The 25,629-nt window shown below is 60.6% G+C and carries 24 protein-coding genes; 13 read left to right on the top strand and 11 right to left on the bottom strand.

The window, feature by feature from the left end:
• Positions 1–62: 62 nt before the first annotated feature.
• Complete coding sequence (locus GGD40_RS33375; RefSeq protein ID WP_179746572.1) at positions 63–1,295, bottom strand: DUF2252 domain-containing protein; 1,233 nt, start codon at positions 1,293–1,295, stop codon at positions 63–65.
• 228 nt (positions 1,296–1,523) lie between these two features.
• On the opposite strand from GGD40_RS33375, the gene GGD40_RS33370 reads away from it, so the two are divergent.
• Both GGD40_RS33370 and GGD40_RS33365 read left to right on the top strand, forming a co-directional pair.
• Positions 1,524–2,447, top strand: a complete 924-nt coding sequence (locus GGD40_RS33370; RefSeq protein WP_179746570.1) for a DUF72 domain-containing protein — start codon at positions 1,524–1,526, stop codon at positions 2,445–2,447.
• 398 nt (positions 2,448–2,845) lie between these two features.
• Positions 2,846–3,520, top strand: a complete 675-nt coding sequence (locus tag GGD40_RS33365) for a hypothetical protein (RefSeq protein WP_179746569.1) — start codon at positions 2,846–2,848, stop codon at positions 3,518–3,520.
• A gap of 235 nt (positions 3,521–3,755) precedes the next feature.
• Here the strand turns inward: GGD40_RS33365 and GGD40_RS33360 are convergent, their stop codons facing one another.
• On the bottom strand, positions 3,756–4,193 hold the full coding sequence (locus GGD40_RS33360) for an Rrf2 family transcriptional regulator (RefSeq protein ID WP_179746567.1): 438 nt from the start codon (positions 4,191–4,193) through the stop codon (positions 3,756–3,758).
• 82 nt (positions 4,194–4,275) lie between these two features.
• On the opposite strand from GGD40_RS33360, the gene GGD40_RS33355 reads away from it, so the two are divergent.
• Positions 4,276–5,250, top strand: coding sequence for an alpha/beta fold hydrolase (locus GGD40_RS33355; RefSeq protein ID WP_179746565.1), 975 nt, complete (start codon positions 4,276–4,278; stop codon positions 5,248–5,250).
• Positions 5,251–5,526: 276 nt separating this feature from the next.
• Here GGD40_RS33355 and GGD40_RS33350 read toward each other — a convergent pair whose 3' ends face one another.
• Complete coding sequence (locus GGD40_RS33350) at positions 5,527–5,961, bottom strand: hypothetical protein (protein WP_179746563.1); 435 nt, start codon at positions 5,959–5,961, stop codon at positions 5,527–5,529.
• A gap of 158 nt (positions 5,962–6,119) precedes the next feature.
• Positions 6,120–7,130, bottom strand: a complete 1,011-nt coding sequence (locus GGD40_RS33345) for a hypothetical protein (protein ID WP_179746561.1) — start codon at positions 7,128–7,130, stop codon at positions 6,120–6,122.
• A gap of 201 nt (positions 7,131–7,331) precedes the next feature.
• Here GGD40_RS33345 and GGD40_RS33340 point away from each other — a divergent pair, with 201 nt between their 5' ends.
• Entirely contained in the window at positions 7,332–7,832 is a 501-nt protein-coding gene (locus GGD40_RS33340) for a hypothetical protein (protein ID WP_179746560.1), read from the top strand.
• Positions 7,833–8,020: 188 nt separating this feature from the next.
• Here the strand turns inward: GGD40_RS33340 and GGD40_RS33335 are convergent, their stop codons facing one another.
• Entirely contained in the window at positions 8,021–8,767 is a 747-nt protein-coding gene (locus tag GGD40_RS33335) for a TetR/AcrR family transcriptional regulator (RefSeq protein WP_179746558.1), read from the bottom strand.
• A 118-nt stretch (positions 8,768–8,885) separates the two neighbouring features.
• Between GGD40_RS33335 and GGD40_RS33330 the strand changes: the two genes are divergently transcribed.
• The 6 genes from GGD40_RS33330 (at position 8,886) to GGD40_RS33305 (ending at position 16,342) form a co-directional block, all read left to right on the top strand.
• Positions 8,886–10,349, top strand: a complete 1,464-nt coding sequence (locus GGD40_RS33330) for an amidase (RefSeq protein ID WP_373565397.1) — start codon at positions 8,886–8,888, stop codon at positions 10,347–10,349.
• Positions 10,350–10,442: 93 nt separating this feature from the next.
• Positions 10,443–11,843, top strand: a complete 1,401-nt coding sequence (locus GGD40_RS33325) for a DEAD/DEAH box helicase (protein WP_179746556.1) — start codon at positions 10,443–10,445, stop codon at positions 11,841–11,843.
• A gap of 83 nt (positions 11,844–11,926) precedes the next feature.
• The gene (locus GGD40_RS33320; protein WP_179709754.1) at positions 11,927–12,529 is read left to right on the top strand and encodes an HD domain-containing protein; all 603 of its coding nucleotides are present in this window, start codon (positions 11,927–11,929) and stop codon (positions 12,527–12,529) included.
• Between the two features lie 26 nt (positions 12,530–12,555).
• On the top strand, positions 12,556–13,335 hold the full coding sequence (locus GGD40_RS33315; protein ID WP_179746554.1) for a hypothetical protein: 780 nt from the start codon (positions 12,556–12,558) through the stop codon (positions 13,333–13,335).
• Between the two features lie 45 nt (positions 13,336–13,380).
• On the top strand, positions 13,381–15,285 hold the full coding sequence (locus GGD40_RS33310) for a S9 family peptidase (RefSeq protein ID WP_179746552.1): 1,905 nt from the start codon (positions 13,381–13,383) through the stop codon (positions 15,283–15,285).
• 40 nt (positions 15,286–15,325) lie between these two features.
• Complete coding sequence (locus GGD40_RS33305) at positions 15,326–16,342, top strand: serine hydrolase domain-containing protein (protein WP_257030656.1); 1,017 nt, start codon at positions 15,326–15,328, stop codon at positions 16,340–16,342.
• Between the two features lie 76 nt (positions 16,343–16,418).
• On the opposite strand, the gene GGD40_RS33300 is transcribed toward GGD40_RS33305, so the two are convergent.
• Positions 16,419–18,086, bottom strand: a complete 1,668-nt coding sequence (locus tag GGD40_RS33300) for an FAD-dependent oxidoreductase (RefSeq protein WP_179746550.1) — start codon at positions 18,084–18,086, stop codon at positions 16,419–16,421.
• A gap of 60 nt (positions 18,087–18,146) precedes the next feature.
• Complete coding sequence (locus tag GGD40_RS33295; protein ID WP_179746548.1) at positions 18,147–19,028, bottom strand: NmrA family NAD(P)-binding protein; 882 nt, start codon at positions 19,026–19,028, stop codon at positions 18,147–18,149.
• A 215-nt stretch (positions 19,029–19,243) separates the two neighbouring features.
• Here GGD40_RS33295 and GGD40_RS33290 point away from each other — a divergent pair, with 215 nt between their 5' ends.
• Together GGD40_RS33290 and GGD40_RS37285 are read left to right on the top strand one after the other, a co-directional pair.
• Complete coding sequence (locus tag GGD40_RS33290) at positions 19,244–20,158, top strand: LysR family transcriptional regulator (RefSeq protein ID WP_179746546.1); 915 nt, start codon at positions 19,244–19,246, stop codon at positions 20,156–20,158.
• A 321-nt stretch (positions 20,159–20,479) separates the two neighbouring features.
• Positions 20,480–21,352: an OmpA family protein gene (locus tag GGD40_RS37285; protein WP_179746545.1), complete on the top strand. Its 873-nt coding sequence runs from the start codon at positions 20,480–20,482 to the stop codon at positions 21,350–21,352.
• 17 nt (positions 21,353–21,369) lie between these two features.
• Here the strand turns inward: GGD40_RS37285 and GGD40_RS33280 are convergent, their stop codons facing one another.
• From GGD40_RS33280 to GGD40_RS33265, 4 genes are all read right to left on the bottom strand, one after another.
• Positions 21,370–22,374, bottom strand: a complete 1,005-nt coding sequence (locus GGD40_RS33280; RefSeq protein WP_179746543.1) for an NADP-dependent oxidoreductase — start codon at positions 22,372–22,374, stop codon at positions 21,370–21,372.
• Between the two features lie 89 nt (positions 22,375–22,463).
• Positions 22,464–23,273 carry an oxidoreductase gene (locus tag GGD40_RS33275; protein WP_179746541.1) on the bottom strand — a complete coding sequence of 270 codons (810 nt, stop codon included), beginning with the start codon at positions 23,271–23,273 and terminating at the stop codon, positions 22,464–22,466.
• A gap of 117 nt (positions 23,274–23,390) precedes the next feature.
• Positions 23,391–23,999: a TetR/AcrR family transcriptional regulator gene (locus GGD40_RS33270; protein ID WP_179746539.1), complete on the bottom strand. Its 609-nt coding sequence runs from the start codon at positions 23,997–23,999 to the stop codon at positions 23,391–23,393.
• Between the two features lie 165 nt (positions 24,000–24,164).
• Positions 24,165–25,277, bottom strand: a complete 1,113-nt coding sequence (locus GGD40_RS33265) for an alkene reductase (RefSeq protein ID WP_179746538.1) — start codon at positions 25,275–25,277, stop codon at positions 24,165–24,167.
• Here GGD40_RS33265 and GGD40_RS33260 point away from each other — a divergent pair.
• Complete coding sequence (locus GGD40_RS33260; protein ID WP_179746537.1) at positions 25,276–25,620, top strand: hypothetical protein; 345 nt, start codon at positions 25,276–25,278, stop codon at positions 25,618–25,620. The two genes, GGD40_RS33265 and GGD40_RS33260, sit on opposite strands and share 2 nt — an antisense overlap.
• Positions 25,621–25,629: the final 9 nt, after the last annotated feature.

Below are 25,629 nucleotides of genomic sequence, written 5' to 3'. Positions count from 1 at the left end.
GACGGTGAGTTCTTTCGGGCCACTGTCGCCGTCGCCGTCGCAGGCAGCCCCGGGATGCGCTGTCAGTCGTCCCGGCGTTCGGTCGCGTAGCGACGGCAGTGCTCCAGATAGCCGGCCGCATGGCTACTCACCAGCTCCACGATGCTGGTCCAAAGCCAGCCCGGCGCGTCGAGCGTCTTCGAGCGGTTGCGGCGCAATTCGGTGAGCCACGCCTTGCGCTCGCCGCTATCCATCTGCCGCGCGTGCGCCTTGCCCACCACCAGCGCGAGAAAGCGTGCCGCCTTCATGGCCTCGTCGCGGGTCAGTTGTTCGATCGTCAGTTTCATGTCCTGCGGCAACAACTCACGGATCACGACCGCGCGGTTCGCGAGGCGCGCCGCGCGCATCCGCTCGCCCAGCGACGGCGACAGATGCCGCGCGCCCTCCACCACCCGCTCGGCGTTGTCGCGCGGCATCCGCACGCGCGGATAACGCGGCGCTGCCGCCTGAGCAGCCTCCTTGATGTCGATCAGACACAGATCGTCGCCGTCCAGCGCGGCGCCGTCGATATCGAGCAGCACCGCATAGCGCAAGCGGCCCAGCGAGCTGCATCCCTTGACCCAGTACGCGGCGTCGAGCACCTCCACGTCGGCTTCGTCGCCCGCGCCGCGCAGCACGGTCGCCAATCGCGCCAGCGTGCCCTTCTCGAACAACGCGTCGATCTCGCGCCGCTCGCTCTTCGCCAATGGCCAGAAGCGAGGCCCAAGCGGAATGGTCGGCTCGATATCCTCGATCCGTTCTTCCGCCAGATGACGCCACGAACGGCGCACCGCTTCCTTCATCACCACGCGCACCGCCTCGGGTTTTTCGGCGTGAATGTCGGCGTCGCCCGCGGCTTCGTCGAAGGCCCGCTCGTAGCCGTCGGCGAGCGCTTCCATCATGCGCACCGTCGTCACGCCCGGCAGGTCGGAGCCGCGTGCGGCGGTGGCCAGTGACAGGCCGAGGCGAATCAGGTCGTGCGCCGGATTGCCGATCACGGTCTGGTCGAGATCGCGAATCTGGATTTCGACGCGGCCTTGCGCGTCGGCCACCGGCCCGAGGTTGCCGGTGTGGCAATCGCCGCAGATCCAGATCGCCGGACCCTCGGGCAACGAATGGCTCTCCATGCCTTCGAGCCATTCGTAGAACTTGCTGGTGTTGCCGCGGACGTACGCGTGCGCGGAGCGCGCCATTCTGGCGTTGCGGCGCGTGATCAGCAGCGCCTGGCGGGCGTCGGCTTTCGGCAGTCTGGCGCGTATGAGGTTTTTCTTCGACATGGTAGGGTCCGCGTTTATTGATGTTCGAATTCGGCGTGCTGTCCAGTTGCACCTTGCGCTCATTGGCGCGCGCGAACAAGTACGGGGAGCACGAATCGGGCCTGATGCGTTGGGCCTGAGGTCTGGCAGTCGGCCGGCGGCGCCGACGTCGCGAACTTGTGACCTACAATGATTCGAGCCGCGAAGCCGCGCGTCGGCGCGGGCGGCGCAAATCACACGACTTCGTTCATGGACATCCAATGCGGCACGGCCGGCTGGACCGACAAGACGCTGATTGCCTGCAAGCGCTTCTATCCGCGCGGCAGCAGCAGCAGCGCTGAAGCGCGCCTGCGCTTTTACGCGTCGCAATTCCCGCTGGTCGAAGTCGATTCGGCTTACTACGCCCTGCCGTCGGCGAGCAATGCGCAGCTTGGGACCGAGCGCACGCCCGAAGGCTTCACTTTCAATTTCAAGGCATTCCGCCTGTTCACCGGGCATCAGACCTCGCCCGACGCGCTGCCCAAAGACATCGCGATGGCGCTGCGGGAAGGGATCGTCGGTCCGCGCAAAAAGAACGTGTATTACCGCGATATGCCCGCGGATATCCTCGATGAATTGTGGCGCCGCTATCTGGAAGCGCTCGAACCCTTGCGCGTGACTGGTCGTCTCGGCGCGGTGCTATTCCAGTTCGCGCCGTGGATCACGCGCGCGCCGGACGGCCTCGCGCTCGTCGATGAATGCCGGACCCGCATGGCGGGCTATCTGATGGCCGCGGAGTTTCGCAATCAGTCGTGGTTTGATGAACAGCACGCGCCCTGGTCGCTCGATTTTCTGCGTGAACGCAGCCTCGTACACGTGATCGTCGACGCGCCGCCGGACGTGACGAACCGCGTGCATACCGTGTGGGAAGCGACGAATCCCCAGCTAGCGATGGTGCGTTTGCACGGTCGGAATACCCAGGCGTGGAGCGCGACGGGCGCGGCCAGCGCCGCGGATCGTTTCGATTACGACTATGACGATGATGAGTTGCGTGAGTTGGCAGCGCCGATTCGTGCGATCGCGACGAAGGCTGGAAGAACGCATGTCATTTTTAATAACTGCTTTGAGGATCAGGGGCAGCGGAATGCGAAAACCCTGGAGGAAATTCTGTGCGGCCGGGTGATCGTCTCGTGATCGATCTCGGAATTAGCTGGCCGCGATGGGCGTGGCCGGTCGTGTGCAGCCGATCGCAGGCTTCCTATGGTTCTGACCTCGGATGACGGTTGCATGAGGCAGTCATCGGCCGATTGCGGTCATTCGACGACTACGGGAGAATCGTTGACAATCGCCGCCTGCGGCTTGTCGTCGTCGCCCCCGCCCTGACGGTCGCGATGTCTTCGGAATGTGTGTCGCGGCTCCAATCGGTTCAAGTTTCCGTCGCAACGGCCGTTAGGCCAAGATATCCCTTTGCATCGAACCCGTCGTTGCCCGTCCGGCGAAGGGCCGGCGGCCTGTTGTACGAGTTCACTCCGCGCTCGGATGTAGTGCTGCGACCAGTGCTCATCCGAAGATTTCGATTTTGCGTAAACCTAATGAAAATTCTCAAATTATCGTTCTTCGTGCTCTTACTGGCGACAGGGGTTGTCCGAGGTTTCGCCGCACCGATTGATAAAGAAGTCGCCGAAAATAGAACGGGAGCGCTGACACCGGAGCAATCCGCTGCTGTCGAAGCAGCAGTGCAAGTCATCAAGCGCGCTCCCGGCGCGTTGCATCCACCTGTGTTCCGGCCTGATTTGGAACGAGAAGAACTAATCAAACAACTGGTGGCGTGCATTGGTGGTGGGGATGCAATGCGGATCGAACATTCGACGGCAGACAATTTGCTCGCTGAGACCCAAAAGCATAATCCTCAAATCGCTCCTGAGATGTGGGACGCTATTCGTCAAACGATGAATGAAGATATTTACGCACTGTTTTCGACCAATCTGCCTTCTTCTCTTTATTTCATAACGATCGATAGAGTCAATGCAGCTCATCTCTCGAACGACGATATTACACGCCTGATCTCTCTCTACCAAAGGGAGCCTCTTTTGTCCAGGTTTGAGAATTCACAAACCCCTGATAACGCACATGGCGTAGACGTCTTGGTAATGGGTAACGCACGAATTGTGACTAAGATTGTCAACGATGCACTTACGATCAACAATGCTGGAGTTCAAATGTCGACGCCAATCTCTTCATCGGATGCTTTGCCCGTACGACATTGATACCAACGCCGAAACCCTATAACGAATGACCGCTAGCAGCGAATCCGACGGACCGCAGAGGGTCGCCCTGAACCGCTCGTCCTCGGGCGAAGTTCGGCCAACAAGAGGCATTGACGGCCCGCAAGCCGACGGCCGCTTGCGGGCTGAAAGCTGACACACGTTCATGCCGCAAATCGCTATCGGCCAGGTGCTTGATGCTTGCCTCCATTGCCACCCATTCCGTTGCTCCGCGAGACTACCTAGTCGTTTTGCGCGACTTTGACGACGTCACGTCGTGCGCGATCTCGGAGAGTCGCTTATCACCGAGCAATTGAAGCAACGTATTTTCCGCTGAACCCAACGCCTCATTGATGTGGCGATTTACCGCCGCCTCCACCGGACAAGTGTGATTGTCGTCGGCTAGGCCGATCACAAACGGCGCGGTATGTCCAATGGCCTGGTAGACATCTCTCACCGTAAGATCGTTGAGGTCACAGGCGAGCGCCCAGCCTCCGCCTGGACCACCAGTCGACTTTACGTACCCCGATTCGCGTAGCGCAGCCATCGTTCGGCGGACAAAGACGGGGTTCGTATGCAGCATCAGCGCAATCGTCTCTGAGGTGGTCACGCCTCCTCGAAGATGCATGTGGATAAGGATGTGCAGAAGTCGAGCCAGTCGGGTATCGCGTTGCATATTCGGAAGCTTGGTAATGCGCAACGTTTAATGTTACGCTATCTCGGGATTCTTGTGTGCATACATCTCTGCCAGAGCAACCATGACCACATACCGTCAAACCTTTATTGAAGCAAACGGAATTCGCCTGCATGTCGCTGAACAGGGCGACGGCCCGTTGGTGCTCCTTTGTCACGGCTTTCCTGAAACCTCGCATGCTTGGCGCCATCAACTGGCGGCACTTGCGCACGCCGGCTTCCACGCAATAGCACCGGATCTGCGTGGCTACGGATCAAGCGAATGCCCAACGGCAATCGGACAGTACACGACGTTAGACGTTGTCGGTGACCTGGTGGCGCTCGTTGACATTCTCGGAGAACGCGACGCAGTTGTTATAGGAAACGATTGGGGTGCAACCATTGCTTGGCAAGCCGCGTTGCTTCGGCCTGACCGCTTTCGCGCTGTCGTTGCGCTCGGGGTGCCAATGATGGGCCGCGCGCCGATGACGCCGAGCCGGCTTTTTCCGCAGACCGACCAAACGAGGTTCTATACGCATTACTTTTCCGAACCTGGGTTGGCCGAAATCGAACTTGAGCGTGACGTTGCCACGACATTGCGCAAGATCTATTTTTCCGCATCAGGCGACGTCGGAGCCCGCGACGCAAATACGCCCAATCCATTCGGACTCGTGCCGCGGAGTGGTGGACTCCTTGACTCTCTGATTGATCCACCTTTGTTGCCCGCGTGGCTCGCACCCACCGACCTTGACAAGTTTGTGCAAGCATTCAGCATTTCTGGCTTTCGCGGTGGATTGAATTACTACCGCAACCTCGATCGCAATTGGGAAGTGCAATCGGCTTTGGAGGGCCTGCTCGTCGAGGTTCCCGCCCTGTACCTTGTCGGCGAGCGAGACACAGGTCTGGCAATGCCAGGCATGCACGAAATTATCGACGGCATGCCCCAGATCGTGCCCAGGCTGTCGGCTTCTCGGGTCGTTCCGCGAGCAGGGCATTGGCTGCAACAGGAGGCGCCGGATTTCGTCAACGCGGCATTGATTGAGTTTCTCCGCGATCTTTGATGTACACGGGCGCGATCTGACGGTTCAACTACGGTTAGCGGCCGTTCCGCCCGCAGAACGGTATGTCGGAGAAGGGTCGATCACAGTCCTTCGCAGTGACCTGTAACGGTTGTCGGTGTATAGATTTACTGCTTTGAAGATCAGGGGCAGCGGAATGCGCGGACGTTGATGGGGATTTTGGGGGACGGGGTTGACGTTTTTGGATTATAAATTTCATGCGGCTATCAGATCCCGTTGCCATAAAGCACAATCCCCATCCGTTTTCAGTATGTCGGTTTAGTGGATCTTTGACTTAAACCAGCTGGTACTTTCTGAAGTCAGCAAAAATAGCCCGGCAACCGTCTCGGCGGCAATGGTTAGCAAGCCCACCACATTATTTTGCTCAGAGGATAGCCCGTCCGAAAACAGATGATAGAGGGTTGTTACGATGAGCAGTGCCGTCAAAAAAAGTGCAACATTCCTTGCCCAAAGCTTTCCGGCTGAAAGCCGCATGATAGTGAATACATAGAATATTGTAATCGCGGAGAACAGCCCAAACGCCGTAAGCGCCCCCTCCACTTCCTGAGGCGTGCTAAAAGGCGGCACACCCACTCCAACCGCGATACGAACTGAAAATACTAAAAATGCGATCCAATAAACTGCGGCTGCGGCTCGCACCAGGCTTGGTGCGTTGTTGTCCGGGAAAAAGATGAATTTGGTTTCCGCTCTCAAAGGAACCTCCGCAAATTTTAAAGGCAGCGCTACTCGGCTGGACGATCATAGTGCTGTTTCAAAGCTTTTTCCAGCAAGAAATAGTCGGTCGCGAAGCGCGAATATTTTCCATGCTCCTTGAATGAAAGCTTTGTAGTGTTAGACCGTCACCCGTGGTCTCAACTTCGGCCCTCCGAGGTCGAAGCCGGTGCCTTATTGACCGCCTCAACATTGTCGATGCGAAACATGATCGGGCCTTTTGGATATTTTTTTAGATCAGGAGAAAAATAATATTTCCCCTCAGTGCAATAACAAACAAAAGAAACCGACAATATGGCAAATGAGAAAGGAAGCGAGCTTCTTCCCCACAATCTAAAAGCGAACAGGCCAAGCAAAGAAACAACGAAGAAATATACGGCAGCGGATCGCCATGGGCTCTTTAGCCTCTGCCAGGTTTCCGGGTGAATTCCCGAGGCAATGAATGTATCCAGATCAAAGCGGAGTCCCTGATGGGCGAGGCCGCACAGAATCGCAACCATCAGGGCGTGACGGTTTTTAAAGCGCACGCAGCGAATGCCATCCTTTTCCGAATCATAATCGGTGAGACTTTTGGGGAGGACATACCTCTCAGCAGGCTTGCGCACGACACGCCGCCAAAACTCAAAGTTTGCCGCACTCATGGTCACCTTGGACGGCGCGTTATATGTCACGTCACAGCTTAGACTGTGGTTCGCAACAACTTCGCTCCATTCAATACGTTTTTCCGTCGGCTGGGCGGGATCTGGAGATTTTCCGTTTCCATATCGAAAGCCAACCGGGTCAACTTGAAACCAGACGCCGGGACGCCGAATTCCACGAATGAAAATAACGACCATCCACGCTACCAATCCCAATAAAATCAGCCATAAAACGGCCATGATGATGCCTGCCCGAAAAAAAGACGGGTCATAGAATGGTAAGCACAGCATCCCCGCGAACGCCACGCTAAAGAGCAGCATCAAACCAATATTCAGGCAATAAGTAGTGAACAGATCAGGTATTCCGTTGCAGGACGGTATTTCTCGCAGATGAGCAGGCAGCGTGACAATTCGCGGGTTTGGCTCCCGGTTTTGATTGGCTTGAGCCGCCGGTGCGTTCGCCGGTGCGTTATATACGTCGGACGAAGGTGAGTCATCTGGAGGGGTAGTCATGCCGAGCCGTCGTTTAAAGGATAAGCGGTCAGGATTGAACGAATCCTCCCCATATTAAATCATCCCACATGAAACTTATGCCCAACGCCCCAAATCGCATGCGCTCGGCTCCGAATGAGCTAAAGACTTGCCGGACGTTGCCGTTAACAGGCGTCGAACACGAGATTTCAAATCGGCATCATAACGGCGAGGGTTACGAATATGGGAATTCGGTATATCGGTACTGTGCTGGTTGCGGCAGCAAGCGTTGCGGGATGCGCAAGCACCTACACGCCGCCTACATCGGGCGACACGGCCCACATTACATTCAGTAAATATAAGGACTCAACGACCGGCATTCAAACTTATGACAATGCCGAGACGTGTTCTTCAAGACATAGCATTGCGTTGATGAGGTCGGATTCCCAAAAAACCACCGTTGCCGTAAAGGCCAGTGCGCCTCTATCCATCACAATGAGTGTTACCCGCGCAATCATCCCTTTGCCAGTCGGGTTTGTGGTTCGCGGATGCAATGCGACCGTGACGTTCGCCCCAGAAAATGGCGCGTCGTATGCGGCGGAATTGGTAACGGGCCACGACGTGTGCTTGATCAAGCTCAAGCAGATCAATGCCGACGAGACGACCACCGACGTCCCCGAAGGCAGCCTCAAAATAAGAAACTGGAAACGAGGCTTTGACGAGAGTTCCTCTTTTTGCGACTGAAATAGTGGGAAGCCGGTTCGAGTGCTCCGACGAGAACATAGGGTCGTCACTTCGGTGACCGCCTTGGTCGCGGTTGCTCTCACCATTCGCGACGTTTCCAGCAGATCTCATAACCGGCGACGGCAATCGACGAATCGCCGCGTCGATTGCCGCGCAGATTCCCACGCCCGGCAAGCACTAACCTCTAGTTATTTTCTCTTCGTCTTTCGCTTCACTTCCTTCGTCCAAGCCGCTTGCCGCACAACGATCGCCTCAACGATTCGCAGCAGCCGAGCGCCGATCTCCGCGACCGACCTGTTCTGCGCCGCAACCTGCGCGCCCTCGAGAACGATCATGATCTCGTCCGCGGTATCGTCCGGCGACGCGAGCCCCGCTGCTTCGCACAGTCCGGCAAGTCGCCTCCATTGCCGCGCCTTATGTTCCTCGATCAGTTGCCGTGCCGGATGATCGCGGTCCGGCAACTCCGCAATCGAGTTGATGAACGGGCAGCCGCGATGCGACCACGCCGCCACATCGTCGGCGGCGAAGGTGGCCCAGCCGAGAATCTGCGCGCGCGGATCGTCAGCATGCAGCGCTCCGATGCGATCGAACGCGGCCCAATAGTGGGCGGTGACCTGGCGCAACCATTCGACGATCAGCGCGTCCTTCGACTGAAAGTGCCGATAGAGCGCCATCTTCGTGGTGCTGGCGCGCGCGGCGATCGCTTCGACGCCGGTGGCGCGAATTCCCTCGTTATAAAAGAGCTCGGTGGCGGCGGCGAGCACGCGCTCGCGCGGTGGATCCTGCTTTACCGCGCTTGACGACGTCGGCTTCGCCTTCGCGCCACGCTTAACGGCGAGCTTGGCGGGTGCCTTGGCAGGCACCTTCCCCGCTGCGCTCGTTGCCGATTTCGCCGGGCCGCTCACGGACTTTTCACTACCGCGGATTTTCTTCATATCGCCTTGACAGTGATACCAGTCGGTATCAGCATACCAGCCCACAAAGATACCGACCGGTATCTCAACATGACGGCATCGCGGCCCTACCGTGTTTGCCATCGCCTGGGAGCATTCCATGATGAAACTGTCGGAGTACGTCAGCTACGACGCTGTCGGTCTGGGCCAACTGGTCAGTCGCGGCGAACTGAGTCCGCAAGAGCTCGCCGACACGGCCCTGCGCGCTTGCGAATCGGTGAACCCGCAGATCAACGCAGTGATCGAAACATGGCAGCCGGAACTTGCGGATGTCGCGCCAGCGCTAACGAGTCGGTCGCCGCTCGCGGGCGTACCGTTCCTTATCAAGGACGTCGGCGTGACCATGGCCGGCAGGAAGCTCGAATTCGGCAGCCGTCTGTCCTCAGGTTTCACGCCCGCCGCGGATTCGATTCTGATGCAGCGCTTTCGCAGCGCCGGCCTCGTCACGCTCGGACGTACGACCATTCCCGAATTCGCGTGGAGCGGCACGACGGAATCCGCGCTATGCGGCGCCACGCGCAACCCGTGGAATCTCGAACACGGCGCGGGAGGCTCCAGCGGTGGCGCGGCGGCAGCGGTCGCGGCGGGCATCGTGCCGCTCGCTCATGCAACCGACGCAGCCGGGTCGATTCGCATTCCATCGGCCAGTTCCGGCGTGTTCGGTCTGAAGCCGACGCGTGGCCGCGTCTCGAACGGTCCTGCATTGGACGAAGCCATCAACGGTCTTGCGGTACAGCTCGGCGTCAGTCGCTCGGTGCGTGACAGCGCCGCGTTGCTCGACGCCGTGCAGGGGGCAACAGATGGAGAGGCCTTCACGATCGCACCGCCCACCTCGCGGTATCTGGACCAGGTGAGCACGCCGCCGGGCAGCTTGCGAATCGGCATGCTGTCACAGGCTTGGGGCGGCCAGCGTACTCAGCCCGTGGTCCTCGAACGTCTTGCGGCAACGGCCCAACTTTGCGCGTCGCTGGATCACGAGGTCGAAGAAGCGGACATGCCGCTAGGCGTGAGCTGGGAAGCGTTTGTTCATGCAAGCTCGGTACTGTGGGCCGTCAACATCGCGGCATGGATCGACGACATGGCGGCGCTGACCAGCCGCAAAATCGACGCGACCACACTCGAACCGCAGACACTCGCGGTGTATCGAACGGGACGCGGGATCAGCGGCATCGACATCATCCGCGCGCTGGATCTGCGCAATGCCGTAACCCGAAGCGTGGCAGCGTTCTTCTCCCGCTACGATGTACTGCTGACGCCGACCTTGCCTGATCTCGCGCCACGTATCGGCACCTACGCACTCGGCGCGGAGACGATGAGCGGACACGAATGGACTGACCGCGTTTTCGGTAGTTCGCCGTTCGCACCGGTATTCAACGCAGCCGGATTGCCTGCCATGTCGTTGCCGCTCTTTAACGACGAAGCGAGCGGTCTGCCGATCGGCATGCAGTTCGTTGCGTCGGCCGGTCGGGAAGATCTGCTATTCCGTGTTGCGGGGCAACTCGAAGCGAGTTTGCCGTGGGCGGGCCGCACGCCAGGCACCTGGGCGGGCTCGACGAACGACTAAGCGAGCGGGGCTTTGGGCAAGTTTGACCCGCGTTCTGCGCGCCGCAATCAACCGGTAACCGCTAGAATTGCGCCTTTAGCCCGGAATACGCCAATGTCTTTTGCCTCGCTTGGCCTGATCGATCCCTTGCTGCGTAATCTGCAGGACCTCAATTACCAGACACCTACGCCGGTGCAGGCCAAGGCGATTCCCGCTGTGCTCAGTGGCAAGGACGTCATGGCCGCGGCACAGACCGGCACCGGCAAAACGGCGGGTTTTGCGCTGCCGCTGTTGCAACGCCTGGTGCAACACGGCCCGGCAGTGTCCAGCAACCGCGCGCGGGTTCTGGTGCTGGTGCCCACGCGTGAACTGGCCGAACAATTGCTGCAAAGCTTTATCGAATACGGCAAAGGCCTCGACTTACGATTTCTGGCGGCCTACGGCGGCGTGAGTATCAACCCGCAGATGATGAAGTTGCGCAAGGGCGTGGACGTGCTCGTTGCCACGCCGGGCCGTTTGCTGGATCTCCATCGCCAGAACGCCGTGCAGTTCGATCAGGTACAAACGCTGGTGCTGGATGAAGCAGACCGCATGCTGGATCTGGGCTTCGAGCGCGAACTCAACGCCGTCTTTGCTGCGTTGCCCACTCAGCGCCAGACCCTGCTGTTCTCTGCCACGTTTACCGACGATATCCGCGCCATGGCGGCGGGCATTCTGCGCGGCCCGGTCGATATCAGCGTCAGCCCGCCCAATGCCACGGCCAGCAGGATCAAGCAGTGGGTGGTGCTGGTGGATAAAAAGAACAAGCCCGACCTTTTCATGCACCTGGTGGCGGAGAACAACTGGACGCACGCGCTGGTGTTCGTCAAAACCCGCAATGGCGTGGATTACCTGGCGGCCATGCTGGATGAAGCGGGCTATGCGGTCGACACCATCCACGGCGACAAACCGCAGCCCGCGCGCCTGCGTGCGCTGGAGCGCTTCAAGACGGGCGAAGTCTCTATGCTGGTCGCCACCGACGTGGCTGCACGCGGACTGGATATCGACGATCTGCCGCTGGTGATCAACGTCGATCTGCCGATCGTGGCGCAAGACTATGTGCACCGTATTGGCCGTACCGGCCGCGCGGGCGCCAGCGGCGTGGCAGTGTCCCTCGTGTGTGCCGATGAAGCACCGCAACTGGCCGCGATCGAAGCGCTGATCCGGCAAACGCTGCGCCGTGAAGAAGAGCCGGGTTTTGAAGCCGAACACCGCGTGCCGCAAACTAGCGCCACGGGCGAGATCATCAAGAAACCCAAAAAGCCCAAGAAGCCGAAAGTGCCGCAAGCGGCGCCGCGCGCCGTGGCCGCGGGTAAAGGCAAAAGCGGCACGAGCGGCACGAGCGGAAAAAGCTTGTCCAGCGGTAGCCCCTTCAGCGCGCAGAAACCCCGCGGCAAACCCGCCAGCAAGCCAGTTGCGGGTTCACATAAGCCGGCGGGCAAACCCGCTGGCGGCCGCGGCAAACGCCAACCCTGAACCATCAACCGTCAGCCGAATCGCAGCACCTCACGAAGAAGATCGGTAAGCTCTCCCCATTCACACCCATCAATGTGCCGTCCATGACTTCCCTACCCACTGATCAAATCGCACAGCAGCTTGCCTTTCTCGTGGAACTGGACAAGCTGAAGTCGATTCTGCGGCAGTCTCCACTGATCGATCAGAGCCGCAAGGAAAACTCGGCGGAACATTCCTGGCATCTGAGCCTGTTCGCGCTCGTTCTCTCGGCGCACGCCAGGGAAGCCGTCGACACCCTCCACGTCGTCAAACTTCTGCTCGTGCACGACATTGTCGAGATCGACGCAGGCGATCATCCGATGCATTCATCCAGCGGGCAGGCCACGCAGATCGCCGAGGCGGAGCAACATGCCGCCGAACGAATTTTTGGGCTACTGCCCGAACACCAGGGGCGCGAACTGCTCGAACTCTGGCGCGAATTCGAAGCCGCGCAAACCCCCGAGGCAATCTTCGCCAAAGCGCTGGATCGATTGCAACCCCTGTTGATCAATACCCTATCGAACGGTGGAACATGGACTGAGAACGGGGTCACGCAACAGCAGGTCATGGAAAGGTACGGCCCCGTGATCGCGCGCGGCTCACCTGCCCTATGGGAGGTGGCAAGCGAGCGTGTGAGCGAATTTTTTGCCGCGGGTGAGAGCAGCTAACTGCACTGTGGCACTAGGAGACTTCAATGGCTGGTCAAGACAGGTTGCATCCGCTACGTCCGCTACTGAAGAACTGGATCTGGGAGCATGGCCGGATCGGCACTCGCTATCTGGACTTCGCCGACGGCGAGATCAAGTTCGACGAAGGCAAGAAATCGCACTTCGCGTCCGAAGAATACATTTACGTGCCGCTCGACAAGCAGGCCGCCGACGATCCCTCCGCGCACGGACCCGCGATCCAGGAAGCGGGACTGGCGCGATTCCTCAAAGCCGCGCAATTGGGCAAACCGGAAGAAGCCGGCTCCGCGGCCGAGGTCTCACGCGCGGTGGAAGACTGCCTCGAACTCGGCCTGTTCTCCGCCTATCAGAGCGCCGCTCGCGAGGCGCTCGCGCGTTACGCGCAGGAAGCCATGTTCGACGACGAAATCCGCGCAGCGGTGGTCGACGATATACGGCGGCTCTACAGCGATGCACGGGAGCAACTCGCGCTGTACGACTTCAGCGTGCTTTACGGGCTGCCCACGCCGCTGCTGATCAGTGACGCGCCCTTCATCGACTGGCGCGTGCGCACCAGTCCCGCCCTGCCGTTCGTGTCGCTGCCTCTGGGTCCTTATTGCCTGCTGGTGGGCGCCGCGTCGGGCAGAAAAAGCCGCGCCGCGCCGGTGGTTTGGAAAGCCGCTGCCGCGATGGGTCCGCTGAAAGATCACAACCGCCAGATCACCGAGCACGCCCGCTTGTGGCTCGTGGCCACGACCGACGATCAACTCATTGCGTGCAAAGCCGCTTTGCCTCGACTCGCGACATAACGCCGCCTCTCGTGTTCAAATGCACTTTTACTCACGGAGGCAGGCATGGTCGCAGAAGGTCGAGACAACGTTAAGGGCCACGACGGCGCGGTCAGGCAGTACCCGGTGCGAGACTTTTTCCGCCGACCCGACCAGCACTCGTTCACCATCGCCCCTGACGGACGGCACCTGTCCTTTCTCGCACGCCGCTCCGGCCGCCAGAACATCTTCGTGCAGGAAATCGATGCCAACGGCGCGCTCGTGGGCGAGCCGCGTCCGTTGACCAATGAAACCGAGCGCGACGTGCCCGGCCACTCATGGAAAGGCAACGACCAGATTCTGTTCGTCAAGGACTTCGGCGGCGACGAGAACTTTCATGTGCTGTCGGTGCCGATCAACGGCGGCGAGCCGCGTGACCTGACACCGTTCGACGGCGTGCGCGCCGGCATTGTCGACGATCTGCGCAACGATGACCGCCATGTGTTGATCCAGATGAATCGTCGCGATCCGCAGGTCTTCGACGTGTTTCGCGCCGACGTCAGGACCGGCGAGCTCACGCAGATCGCCGAGAACCCCGGCAATATCATGGGCTGGATGACGGATCACGAGGGGCGCTTGCGCGTCGCGATTGCGTCGGACGGCGTCAACCAGACCCTGCACTTCCGCGACGTCGAGAGCGAGCCTTTCCGGCCAATCGTCACGACCGACTTCCGCGAGACCCTCGAGCCGGTGTTTTTCACGTTCGACAATAAAGCGCTCTACGTCATGTCGAATCGTGGCCGCGACAAGGTCGCCATTTTCGAATTCGATCCGCAAACGGGCCAGGAAGGCGCGTTGCTGTTCGAGACCGGGCATGTCGACGTGACCAGTTTCACGTATTCGGAACATCGCCGCGTGCTGATCGCGGCGTCCTACGTGGACGACCGGACTCATCGCCATTTCTTCGACGACTGGGCGCGCGACGTGATCGCCGATCTCGAGCGTCAGTTGCCGGGCCAGGAAGTCCACATCACCAGTTTGACGCGCGACGAGTCGCGCGTGATCGTGCATGCCGCGAGCGACCGTTCGGCCGGCTCGACCTGGCTCTATGACGTCGAACGCCAGCATCTCGTCAAGCTGGCGGACTTGAAACCCTGGCTCGACCCGGCCGATATGGTGCCGATGTCGCCGATTCATTTCACCTCGCGCGACGGCTTGCAGATCAACGGCTATCTGACCTTGCCGGCGGGATACGAGCTCGGGCAACCCGTCGCGAAGCCCTTGCCGCTGATCGTCAATCCGCATGGCGGACCGTGGGCACGAGACACGTGGGGCTTCAACGTCGAAGCGCAACTGCTGGCGAATCGCGGCTATGCGGTCGTGCAGCTCAACTTCCGCGGCTCGGTCGGCTATGGCCGCGCTTTCTGGGAAGCGAGCTTCGGGCAATGGGGCCGCACGATGCAGAACGATATCGACGACGGCGTCGACTGGCTCGTGTCGCAAGGCATTGTCGATCCGGCGCGCGTGGGTATTTACGGGGCGAGTTACGGTGGTTACGCGACGCTGGCGGGCGTGGCGTTCACGCCGGATCGCTACGCGGCGGCTGTCGACTATGTCGGCGTATCGAACCTCTTCACGTTGCTCGAATCGCTGCCGCCGTACTGGAAGCCGATGATCGACATGATGTACGAGATGATCGGCGATCCGCGCACCGAAGCAGGCAAGAAGGCCTTGCACGATGCGTCGCCGCTGTTCTTCGCGGACCGGATCGTGACGCCGCTGCTGGTCGCGCAAGGCGCGAACGATCCGCGCGTCAAACAGGCCGAAAGCGATCAGATCGTCGACGCTTTGCGGGCCCGCGGTGTGGACGTCAAGTACGTGCTCAAGGAAAACGAAGGGCACGGCTTCCACAACGAAGAGAACCAGTACGAGTTCTATGAGGTCATGGAAGCGTTTCTGGCCGAGCATCTCGGTGGCGTGTCAAAGCGGTGAGGCGGTAGCGACCCGTCATGCCTTCATCGCGGAGACGCATTTGAAATCGGAAAAGATCGTCGCGGACTTGAGCGGAGCGAGCGCGCCCATGGCGCTGTTCGTCACGGGCAACGGTATGCCGGTGCCGTTTGGCGCAGCGGTTGGCATGGCCGACGCATCGATCAACCGGCCGTTGACCGTCGACACACCCCTGCGGATTGCCAGCAATACGAAAACGTTCGTCGCGGCAGCCATGCTGAGACTGTGGGAGCAAGGCGAGATCGATCTCGATGCATCGATCGCATCTGTTGCCACGCCGAGCCTGATCTCGCTGCTGCAATCCGGCGGCTATCGCACTGAGCGGATAACGGTGCGTCATCTCATGGCACATAGCGCCGGACTCTACGATCACGGCGACGATCCGCGTTTCATGCAGACCGTGCTTGCCAAGCCGCATCATCAGTGGACACGCGAAGAGCAGGTCCGTTTATCGACTCGATACGCCGGGCCTCAAAGCGAACCCGGCACCCGGTTTCAATACTCCGACACGGGTTACATCCTGCTGGGCGATATCGTTGAACGGACAACGGGTCAAACGCTTGCAGCGGCAGTTCGAAAAGCCTTACGCTTTGAACAACGGGGACTGCGATCGACATGGTGGGAAGTACTCGAACAGCCGCCGTCCGACATTGAGCCTCGCGCGCGGCAATTCTTCGGCGACATAGACGTTACCGACATCGATGCCACCATGGACCTCTATGGCGGCGGAGGTCTGGTCACGTCCGCACGCGATCTTGCTGCGTTGACAAAAGATCTGTTTGAAGGCCGTGTATTCGACAAGCCGCACACGCTGGTCGAGATGCTTCGGCAGGGCGAACATGAAGGTGCCGATACCTATCGGCTAGGCATCGCCGTCGGTGAGGTCGCCGGCACCGCATGCTATTCGCACGCCGGATTCTGGGGAACGGTGGTCTATTACGCGCCTCAGCTTGCCATTGCCGTATCGGGGTTCACCACCGTTCGCAGCGCTCGGCCGGAACTCGTATCGATCATCGAGCGCGCCTTGAGCGACGCGTAGCGACAGCGCCGACACACCTCGCACATGTGCAATGAGCAATGGAGCGCCGTAGCGGCGGCTGTCGCACTACCCGCGCTCAGCTTGCGAGGTATTGATGAACGGCCTGAATAGCGGCCGCGCCCTCGCCCACTGCGGCCGCCACTCGCTTGACGGAGCCGCTGCGCACGTCGCCGGCCGCAAAGATACCCGGTGTGCTGGTCTCGAGATCATGCGGCGGCCGCGCCGCGTTCCATTCGCCTCCGGTCGCCGCGCCGGTCAGCACGAACCCCGCCTTGTCCAGCGCGACGCAATCTCCGAGCCACTTAGTGCTCGGCTGGGCGCCCAGAAAAAGAAACACATGCCGCACAGACTGGTGTTCGATCCGCCCCTGCCGATCCCACTTGATCGCCTCGAGTTGCGACTCGCCGCACAACTCGACGATCGTCGTCTTCGCATGAAGCGTGATGTTGGACGCGACGTTGATGCGTCGGATCAGGTAATCCGACATGCTCGCACTGAGTCCTTCGCCGCGAATCACGACATGCACATGCTTTGCGAACTTCGCGAGAAATACGGCGGCCTGTCCGGCCGAATTCCCGCCGCCCACCACGATCACCTCGTGGTTGTTGCAAAGCGCCGCCTCCATGAAGGTGGCGCTGTAGTAAATGCCGCGCCCTTCGAATTCTTCCAGCCGGTTGATCTCCGGCTTCCGATAACGTGCACCGGTCGCGATCACGACAGCACGCGCGTGAACCATCTCGTCATAGTTGAGCCCGATGTGAAAGGCCCGGCCGTCGTCGCAGTCGATCGTCAACGCCTCGATCGGCACGCCGACTTCAGCCCCGAACTTGCGGCATTGCGACAGGCCTCGGCCGGCCAACGCCTGCCCCGATATGCCGGTCGGAAAACCGAAATAGTTTTCAATCTTCGAACTGGTGCCGGCCTGCCCGCCCGGCGCCTTCACATCCAGGACCGCGACCTTCAATCCCTCCGACGCGGCATAAACCGCGGCCGCAAGTCCCGCCGGCCCCGCGCCCACCACGACGAGATCGAACGACGCGCCATTCAACCGGTCCGGACTCAGACCGATCGCATCGGCGACGGCCCGGTTGCTGGGCTGCCTGAGCACCGTGCCTTGCGACGTGACCACAACGGGGATGTCGGCGACCGTGACCTCATAACGCGCCAGCAGGTCTTTGGTCTCGGCATGCTCGACGATATCGAAGTACGCCGACGGCTGACCGTTGCGGCTCAGAAAGTGACGCACATGATGCGTAGCGGCCGAGGCAGTGCTGCCGATCACCATCACACCGGCATGCATGCCCTGAATGAAGGCGACCCGGCGCAGGATATACGCGCGCATGATGGTTTCGCTCAACTCCGCTTCGGCCACCACGAGCGTGCGCAGCGATTCCTCGTCGATCACCAGGACCTCGCAATCGGAGATGGCGCGCGCATTGGCCGCGGCGGCGCGGCCGGCGAGCGTGCCGACCTCGCCCGTGAAATTGCCGGGACCATGCGTGCCCAGGACCTGAGTGCCCCGAACGGAGGTTCGGCTTGCCTCGATCGTGCCGGACAGAATGACGAACATGGCCGTGTGCCGCTCGCCTTCGGCGTAGAGAATGTCGTTCGCTTTCAGCTTGCGTCGCTCACCATATCGCTCCAGGATCGCCAGTTGTCTATCGTCGAGCGTGGGATACACCTGATGGTGTCGGCTGCCGCCTAACGACAAATCCCCCGGAGGGGCTGAAGAATCTTTGCTCATGGCGGGCTCCGTCAAGTCGAGTCACGACAGGACGCGATCCCTGTCGTGGAAATGCTGCATTCAGTGCGGATAGGTTACCTCGGCTTGCGACACCAGTTCCCGCAACACCGTCTCCATTGTCACACGGCCTTTGATGACGCTGGCCTCATCGCCTTCGAAGTCGATCCAGCCTTCGTTAAAACCATCGAGCATCCGGATGCGCGGCATCGGCTCTTTCATGCCCTGCCCTCTGAACAACGACTCCCACGTGTCGCGCGCAACGGCCTCGGCGTGAACCGGGCGTCCGAGAATCGCGGCGAGCGCCGAGGCAAGATCGTTCGGGCTCACCCGATGCGGTCCTTCCAGTTCCACCACACGCTTGCCGCTCCAGGTCTCCTGCAGCAATTGCGCGGCGACGCGGCCCACATCCGCCGTGGCGACCATGGGGACCGGTTTGTCGAGCGGTTGCAGAAAACTGTGCAGCACGCCTTCGTCACGCGCCGGAGCGACGTCCCATGCGGCGTTTTCCAGGAACCAGCCGGGACGTAGAAAAGTCACCGGCATCGGCAGTTCGTTGAGTGCCTCTTCCATCAGCGTGCGCTGGGTCAGCAGATTCGATTGGACGGCTTGCGCGCCAATCGTCGAAAGACAGACCACCTTGCCGGGACGCGCCGCGGCGAGCGCCGTCTTCACCGCGTCGATGAAAACGCGCGCCTCAGGAAAGCCGGGCGACGGATCGAATTCGGACGGCGGCAGGATAAAAACGCCGGTGGCCCCTTCGAACGCCGCGGCGAGCGACTTGGCGTCATCCATATTGGCGGCCGCCAGTTCGCAGCCGCGCTCGGCCCATGCCTGGGCGCGCGTCGCATCGCGCACCACGGCGCGCACGGGGAGATGGGCCGACAGCAGCGTGCGCGCCAGCGCGCCGCCGACTTTGCCGGTAATGCCAGTGATTGCGTACATGATCTGATTTCCTTGTCTGATTGAATGCCGGCGCATGGGTAGTCCGCTCAGAAGGCCCACCCAACTGACGCGACCCGCGCTGCGACGTGTTGCTGAACTGCATTGTCGGTAAACGCGAAGAGAAACTAAATGACATGAATTACACTTGTGAGGTGACACAAAGTTACTAATCCGCCGTAGCCGTAGATCGCCTCAATGTCCGGAATGGAGCGCCGATGAGATCGTCCAGTGAAAACCTCTCCAGCGGGATCGGCGTGTTCGCCGCGGTGGTCGATGCGGGGACGTTCGCCGCCGCGGCCGATTCGATAGGTATGTCGCCGCCTGGCGTGAGCCGGGCGATCGCGCGACTCGAAAAGCGGCTGAAAATACGGCTCTTCAATCGAACGACCCGCTCCGTTTCGCTGACCGAAGAAGGCCGGCGGTTCTACGAACAGGTCATGCCGCACTTGAGAGGGATCGAGGAAGCCGCCGCCTCCGCCACCGGCGGCGCCACGACCGTGCGCGGGAAGCTGCGGATCAATCTCGACCCCGTCTCGTCGCGAATCATTCTGGGCACGCGGCTCGATGCATTCATGGATGCGCACCCCGAGCTCGAACTCGAGTTCATTGCGCGCGATCAGCTTGGCGATCTGATCGTGGACGGTTTCGATCTGGCCTTGCGATTCGGCGAACCGCGTTCATCCACGCTGGTGGCGCGCAAGCTGCTCGACACGCCGGTTGTGACGGTCGCGGCGCCCTCGTACCTCGCGCGCCGTGGGCGCCCTACGGAGCCGCAAGAACTGGAGAACGGCGCGCACCGATGCCTGGAATTCCGCAACCCGGAAACCGGGAAGCCGTTTCCGTGGGAATTTCATCGCAAACGCAAGAAGCTGATTGTCGACACGAATGGCCGGTTGACGGTCAATGATCCGAGCGCGCTCATCAACGCCTGTCTGGCCGGTTCCGGCATTGCGCAGATGCTGCTGCTGGGATCCGAGCATCTGATTCAGGAGGGGCGGCTGGTCCAGCTTTTCGCGGACTGGCCGGACGAGCGCTTCCCGCTCTATGCGTACCATCCATCGCGGCACCATACACCGGCTAAAACGCGGGTGTTTCTTGATTTCATTATTGGATTGACCAGTGCGGGGTAGAACAAAAACTCAGGCCGTTTCATTTAACCTCAACGACCGATCACATCGGTTTTACGCTATGCAAACTTATTTTTCGAACGACTTCGGGTTTTTCGCGTATTTTATTGCTCCGGGGCAAAAATTAGAAAACCCGTTAAAACTTCCACCGCCAAAACATCCACATTTAACATGTCATCAAAATTAAAATTTGTATTTACCCTTACCCTATGTGTTGCCATTCCGCTTCTGGGCTGCAAACGCAGTAATCAGACGCCGCAAACCGGAGTTTCCCCGGCGGCTCAAGCGGCGCCCGTAAAAGCGAGTGAACCGCCGCCGGCGCCGGTGCATAGCGCGGCTTTCGACCCGGCCAGCGTGCCGCTTTCCAGTACCGCACTGCCTCCCTTTCCTTACCTCGACTGGCCGAAGGGTCTCGCGGAAGGCGCACGTTTCAGCGACAAGTTCGATTTCGACCGGACCTATGTCATTGCGGGAAATCAGTTGCGGCCGGTCGAGGGGCGTATCGAAAGCCGCCGTTTCGCGGATGCCGACGCCCAATTGACGCCGTTCGCGTCGCAACGCAACTACGCGACCGCCATCCAGGCGCTGGGCGGCGTCAAGGTGAATACTGTGCTGCCGGACAATCCGGCGCTCGTGGCGGCCAATGGCGGCGATAGCGGCGATCTGATCGTCAACAAGCTGGGGTTGAAGGACTATGTCGGCGCCTACGACGCCTACCTGATCCGCACGCCGGCAAAGACCGTCTGGATCACGGTGACCACCAGCAGCAACTCCACTCAGGTCACGGCCATCGAAGAAAAGGCGATGCAACAGCAAGTCGGGTTTGTGACCTCCGACGCGATGCAGAGCGAATTGAACGCCAAGGGACATGTCGCGCTGTACATCAACTTCGACACGGACCAGGCCTCGATCAAGACCGACGGATTGGCGGCAGTCGACGAGATCGCGAAATTGCTGAACAAGGATACCGGGCTCAAATTGTCGGTTGAAGGCCATACCGACAATAGCGGCAATGGCGCACACAACAAGACGCTCTCGCAGCAGCGTGCGGAAGCGGTGGTATCGAATCTGGTGTCGAAGGGAATCGATAAAACGCGGCTAACTGCTGTCGGGTTTGGCGCAGACCAGCCGATTGCGGATAATGCCAGCGACGAGGGACGCGCTAAAAATCGTCGCGTGGAACTGGTCAAGATGTGACAGATCAGTATCATCCGTCAAGATTGGATCTTGATGACGACCTTTCCCTTCGTCCGTCCCGTTTCGACGTAAGCCAAAGCCTCCCTGGCCGACTCGAACGGGAAAATCCGATCGATGACGGGCCGTATGACTCCCGTGTCGACCAGTGCAGCGATCTCGCTGAGCTGCTCCCCGCTGGCGCGCATAAAAAGAAACGAATAGCTGACGCCATGACGTTTCGCCGCTTTTCTGATGCGAGCACTCAGCAAGCGCATCACCGTTTTCAGGAACCAGGAGGCGCCCATCTCTTTTGCGAAATCGGGGTCCGGCGGACCGGCAATGCCGATCAGCTTGCCCCCTGGCTTAAGCACGCGCAGCGATTTCTCAAGCGCATTGCCACCTTGCGTATCCAGTACGACGTCATAGTCCTTCAGCATGGTCGCAAAGTCGTCTTTCCTGTAATCGATAACGATATCCGCACCGAGTTGCTTCACCAGTTCGGCATTCCCCGCGCTCGTTGTCGTCGCGACGGTTGCGCCCACCTGCTTCGCCAGTTGAATCGCAAAGCTGCCCACCCCGCCTGAGCCGGCATGGATCAGCACTTTCTGCCCTCGCTTCAGTTGCGCTCTTTCGATCAGCGCCTGCCAGGCGGTCAAGCCGACGAGCGGGATCGACGCGGCCTCCTCCATGGTGAGCGTCGTGGGCTTGAGCGCCACGCCATCTTCTTTGACTGCGATGAATTCCGCGAACGTGCCGATGCGATCCTTGTGCGGACGCGCATAGACCTCGTCGCCAGCCTTGAATTGCCGCACGCGCGAACCGACGCGGACGACAACCCCGGCAAGATCGTTACCCAGAATCAGCGGCAAACGGTAGGGCAAAATGAGCTTGAACGCGCCGTCTCTGATCTTTGCATCGAGCGGGTTCACGCCGGCAGCGTGGATCTGAATCAATACATCGTCCTCGCGCAGCTCCGGCATCGGCATATCGCCGGGCCGCATGCCGTTCTTGCGTCCATATTTGTCGACGACAAAGGCCTTCATCTGGGTTCCTTATCTGTTTCCGGTTGGGTCAGGTTTTCTAGCAAGCGCTGACTGGCAGCCTGCATGGCGAATGGGGAAGTGGCCACGGTCTAACTGCTGAGCCGCAGATCTTTACGAATGCCGGCGTCCACCAGACCCGCCGGTGCGAATCGGCGCAGCAATCGCAGACGGGCCGCGAGTCCACCGGACGTATAGCGAAGCTTCGGACGAGCCGCCATGGCCACCCGCAGCACGGTTTCGGCCACCACGTCGGGACCGTCGGCGCTTTCGAGCACCTGCTTCACGCGCTGGTCCACCGCGGCGCGAATCTCGCGGTAGGTGTCGAGCGGCGCGTCGGGCGCCATGAGGTTCGCGTCGAAAGGCGTCTTGATGTAGGCCGGTTCAATGACCGACACCCGGATGCCCTGCGTGCGCAACTCGTGATCTAGCGACTCGGAATACCCCGCGACCGCATGTTTGCTCGCGGAATACAGCGCCATGTAGGGCATGGGCAGGAATCCCAGCACGGAGCCGATGTTCACGATGCGGCCGCTGCCTTGCCGCCGCATGTGAGGCACGACGGCGCGCGTCATGCGGATGATCCCGAAGAAGTTCGTATCGAAGATCGCACGGGCCTGGTCGATCGAACTCTCCTCCGCCGCGGCCGGGGCAACACCAAAGCCCGCGTTGTTCACCAGCAGGTCGATGCGGCCGTGCAAGCGCAGCACCTCGTTGACGGCCGCTTCGACCGATTGTTCGTCGGTCACGTCGAGCGGCAGCATCTGGAAGGGGCGCTCGCCGGCTTGCGCACCGTGGCGACTGGTGCCGTAGACCGTGTAGCCGGCTCGGGCCAGCCGTTTTGCGGTGGCTTCGCCGATGCCTGACGAAGCGCCCGTCACGAGCGCTATGCGGGTTTTCATGATGTCCTTCCGTTCCTGAGAGATCGTTTCACGTGGGCAAATGGCCTGCTTACGGACATAAAATATGATGATCATCATATTTTATGTCCAACAAAAACCGGCACTCGGCCGGCGGGTTCACACGTCAGTCGGTGCGAGTTTTTTCAATGCGGCTTCACGAAAACTTTCCGACAACTTGGGGTCGTCGACGGCGCGCGCCAGCATCAGCGTGCCGACCAGCGTGGCGATCATCGTCAGCGCCTCTTCATGCGCCTCCGGCTGCCCCCAATCCGGCAACTGGCGCGCAACGACGTCGATCATTTCCTTGATGCGGCGAGTGGCCGCACGCCTGACGAGCGGCGCCTGGCGAGGCATTTCCGACCCGAGCGCGGAGATCGGGCAGCCGTTCTCTATGCCGTCGCAATGCTCTTTCGACAGATAGGCGCGCACCATGGACGGCAACGCCTGCTCCGGCGGCACCGAAGCGGCGATGCGCTCCGACAGGGCCACGGTTTCAGCTCCCGCGCGGTCGGCCGCTTCGGCAAGCAACGCCTCGCGTGATGGAAAGTGCGCATAAAAGCCGCCATGCGTCAGCCCGGCCTCTTTCATGATGTCGGCCACACCGGTGCCGTCATAGCCGCTGCGCCGAATCGCGCGCGCGGCGACCTCCACGATGCGCTCGTGCGTGAGTTCCTTCCGGCTGGCGGGTTTTGACTGGACGGATGGCTTTTTCATGATGACCATCATATAACATTTTGGCGCAATCCGTTTGATGGATCGATGCCGATGGAAATCGATGTGATCTTTCCTCGTTGCGGAACATCCCGCTCAGACCGCTCCCTCGATCAACCACGCCAGAAACCTGCGGCGCCCAAACGTCGGCGAGCCGCAGGCACTCACGTCAGACGAGCCTCAGACCAGCGCCGGATAATCGATGTAGCCCACCTCACCGCCACCGAAGAACGTGCTGCTGTCGGCCACATTGAGCGGCAACTCGTCACGCAACCTGACAGGCAGATCAGGATTCGCGATGAACGGCCGGCCAAACGCGATGATGTCGGCGCGGCCGGACACGAGCGCGGCCTCCGCGGTCGCGGCGTCGTAGCCACCTGCAAGCATCAGCACGCCGCGAAACTCGCTGCGCAGTTGCTTGATGATCGCGTCCCAGCGCGGATCGACGTCGTTGTCCTTGACGGTGCCGACCATCGCCGGTTCCACGAGGTGCAGATACGCGAGGTTCAGCGCGTCGAGACGGCGCACGATGTAACCGAACGTGGCTTCCGGCGTATCGTCGCCCATGCCCATGAAGCGGCCCATTGGCGTGAGGCGCACCGCCACGTTTTGCGCGCCGACTTCATCGCACACCGCTTCGACGACATCGAGCAGCAGGCGCGCCCGGTTCTCGATGCTGCCGCCGTATTCATCGTCGCGATGGTTGCTCGCGCTATTGATGAACTGATCGAGCAGATAGCCATTGCCCGCGTGAATCTCCACGCCGTCCATGCCTGCCGACATCGCATTGCGCGCGGCACGGCGATAGTCGTCGACGATCTCGCGGATCCCCGCGACGCTCAGTGCCTGCGACACGGGAATGTCGCCCCAGACGCCGTTGCCTTCGTCGTCGACGATGAAGGTTTTGCCGGGCACGGGCATCGCGCTCGGCGCGACCGGCAATCCGCCGTCAGGCTGAAACACCGGATGCGAAACGCGGCCGACATGCCACAACTGCAGAAACATCCGGCCGCCTTCGGCATGCACGGCGCCGCTGACCGCGCGCCACGCGTCGACCTGTTCCGGCGTGTAAATGCCGGGCGTCCATGCATAGCCCTGCCCTTGCTGCGAGATCTGCGTGGCTTCGGTGATGATCAGCGCCGCGCCGGCACGTTGCCGGTAATACTCGACGTTCATCGAGGTCGGCACATTGCCTGGCTGGCCGGCCCGCGAGCGCGTCAGCGGCGCCATGGCCACGCGATGATCGAGCGAGAAGCGGCCGAGCTTGAGGGGGCGGAAAAGGTGGGGAGTCATGGTGTCGTTCCATCGGAAAGGTGGGTTGTCGATGGACTCAACGATAGGTTGGCGCCGCCTTTTAGAGAACCCATTCGCTGCGCAAGGCAGCTTTGCGTGCCGCGCAACGCTGCACCGATTTCCCGCACCGAAATCGCAACCTCACGGGCGCCATGAACGCCAATCGCCCGCCGAAACGGGCGACGATCACCTGATGATGGTTTTATGCCGCCTGCGCGCGAACCAGTCGCAGACCCCAACCCGTTTCAATTTTTCCGTCACTTTGGCGCAGATAGGACACCGCCCGCAGCAGTTCGCTACGCAAGCGCTGGTGAAAATCCTGAAGGTAAAGCTCGGCCGGTGAAACCACACC

This window comes from Paraburkholderia bryophila (assembly GCF_013409255.1).
Lineage (GTDB): Bacteria > Pseudomonadota > Gammaproteobacteria > Burkholderiales > Burkholderiaceae > Paraburkholderia.
Note: the sequence above shows the minus strand (reverse complement) of the source record. Positions and strands in the feature narration are given on the sequence as shown.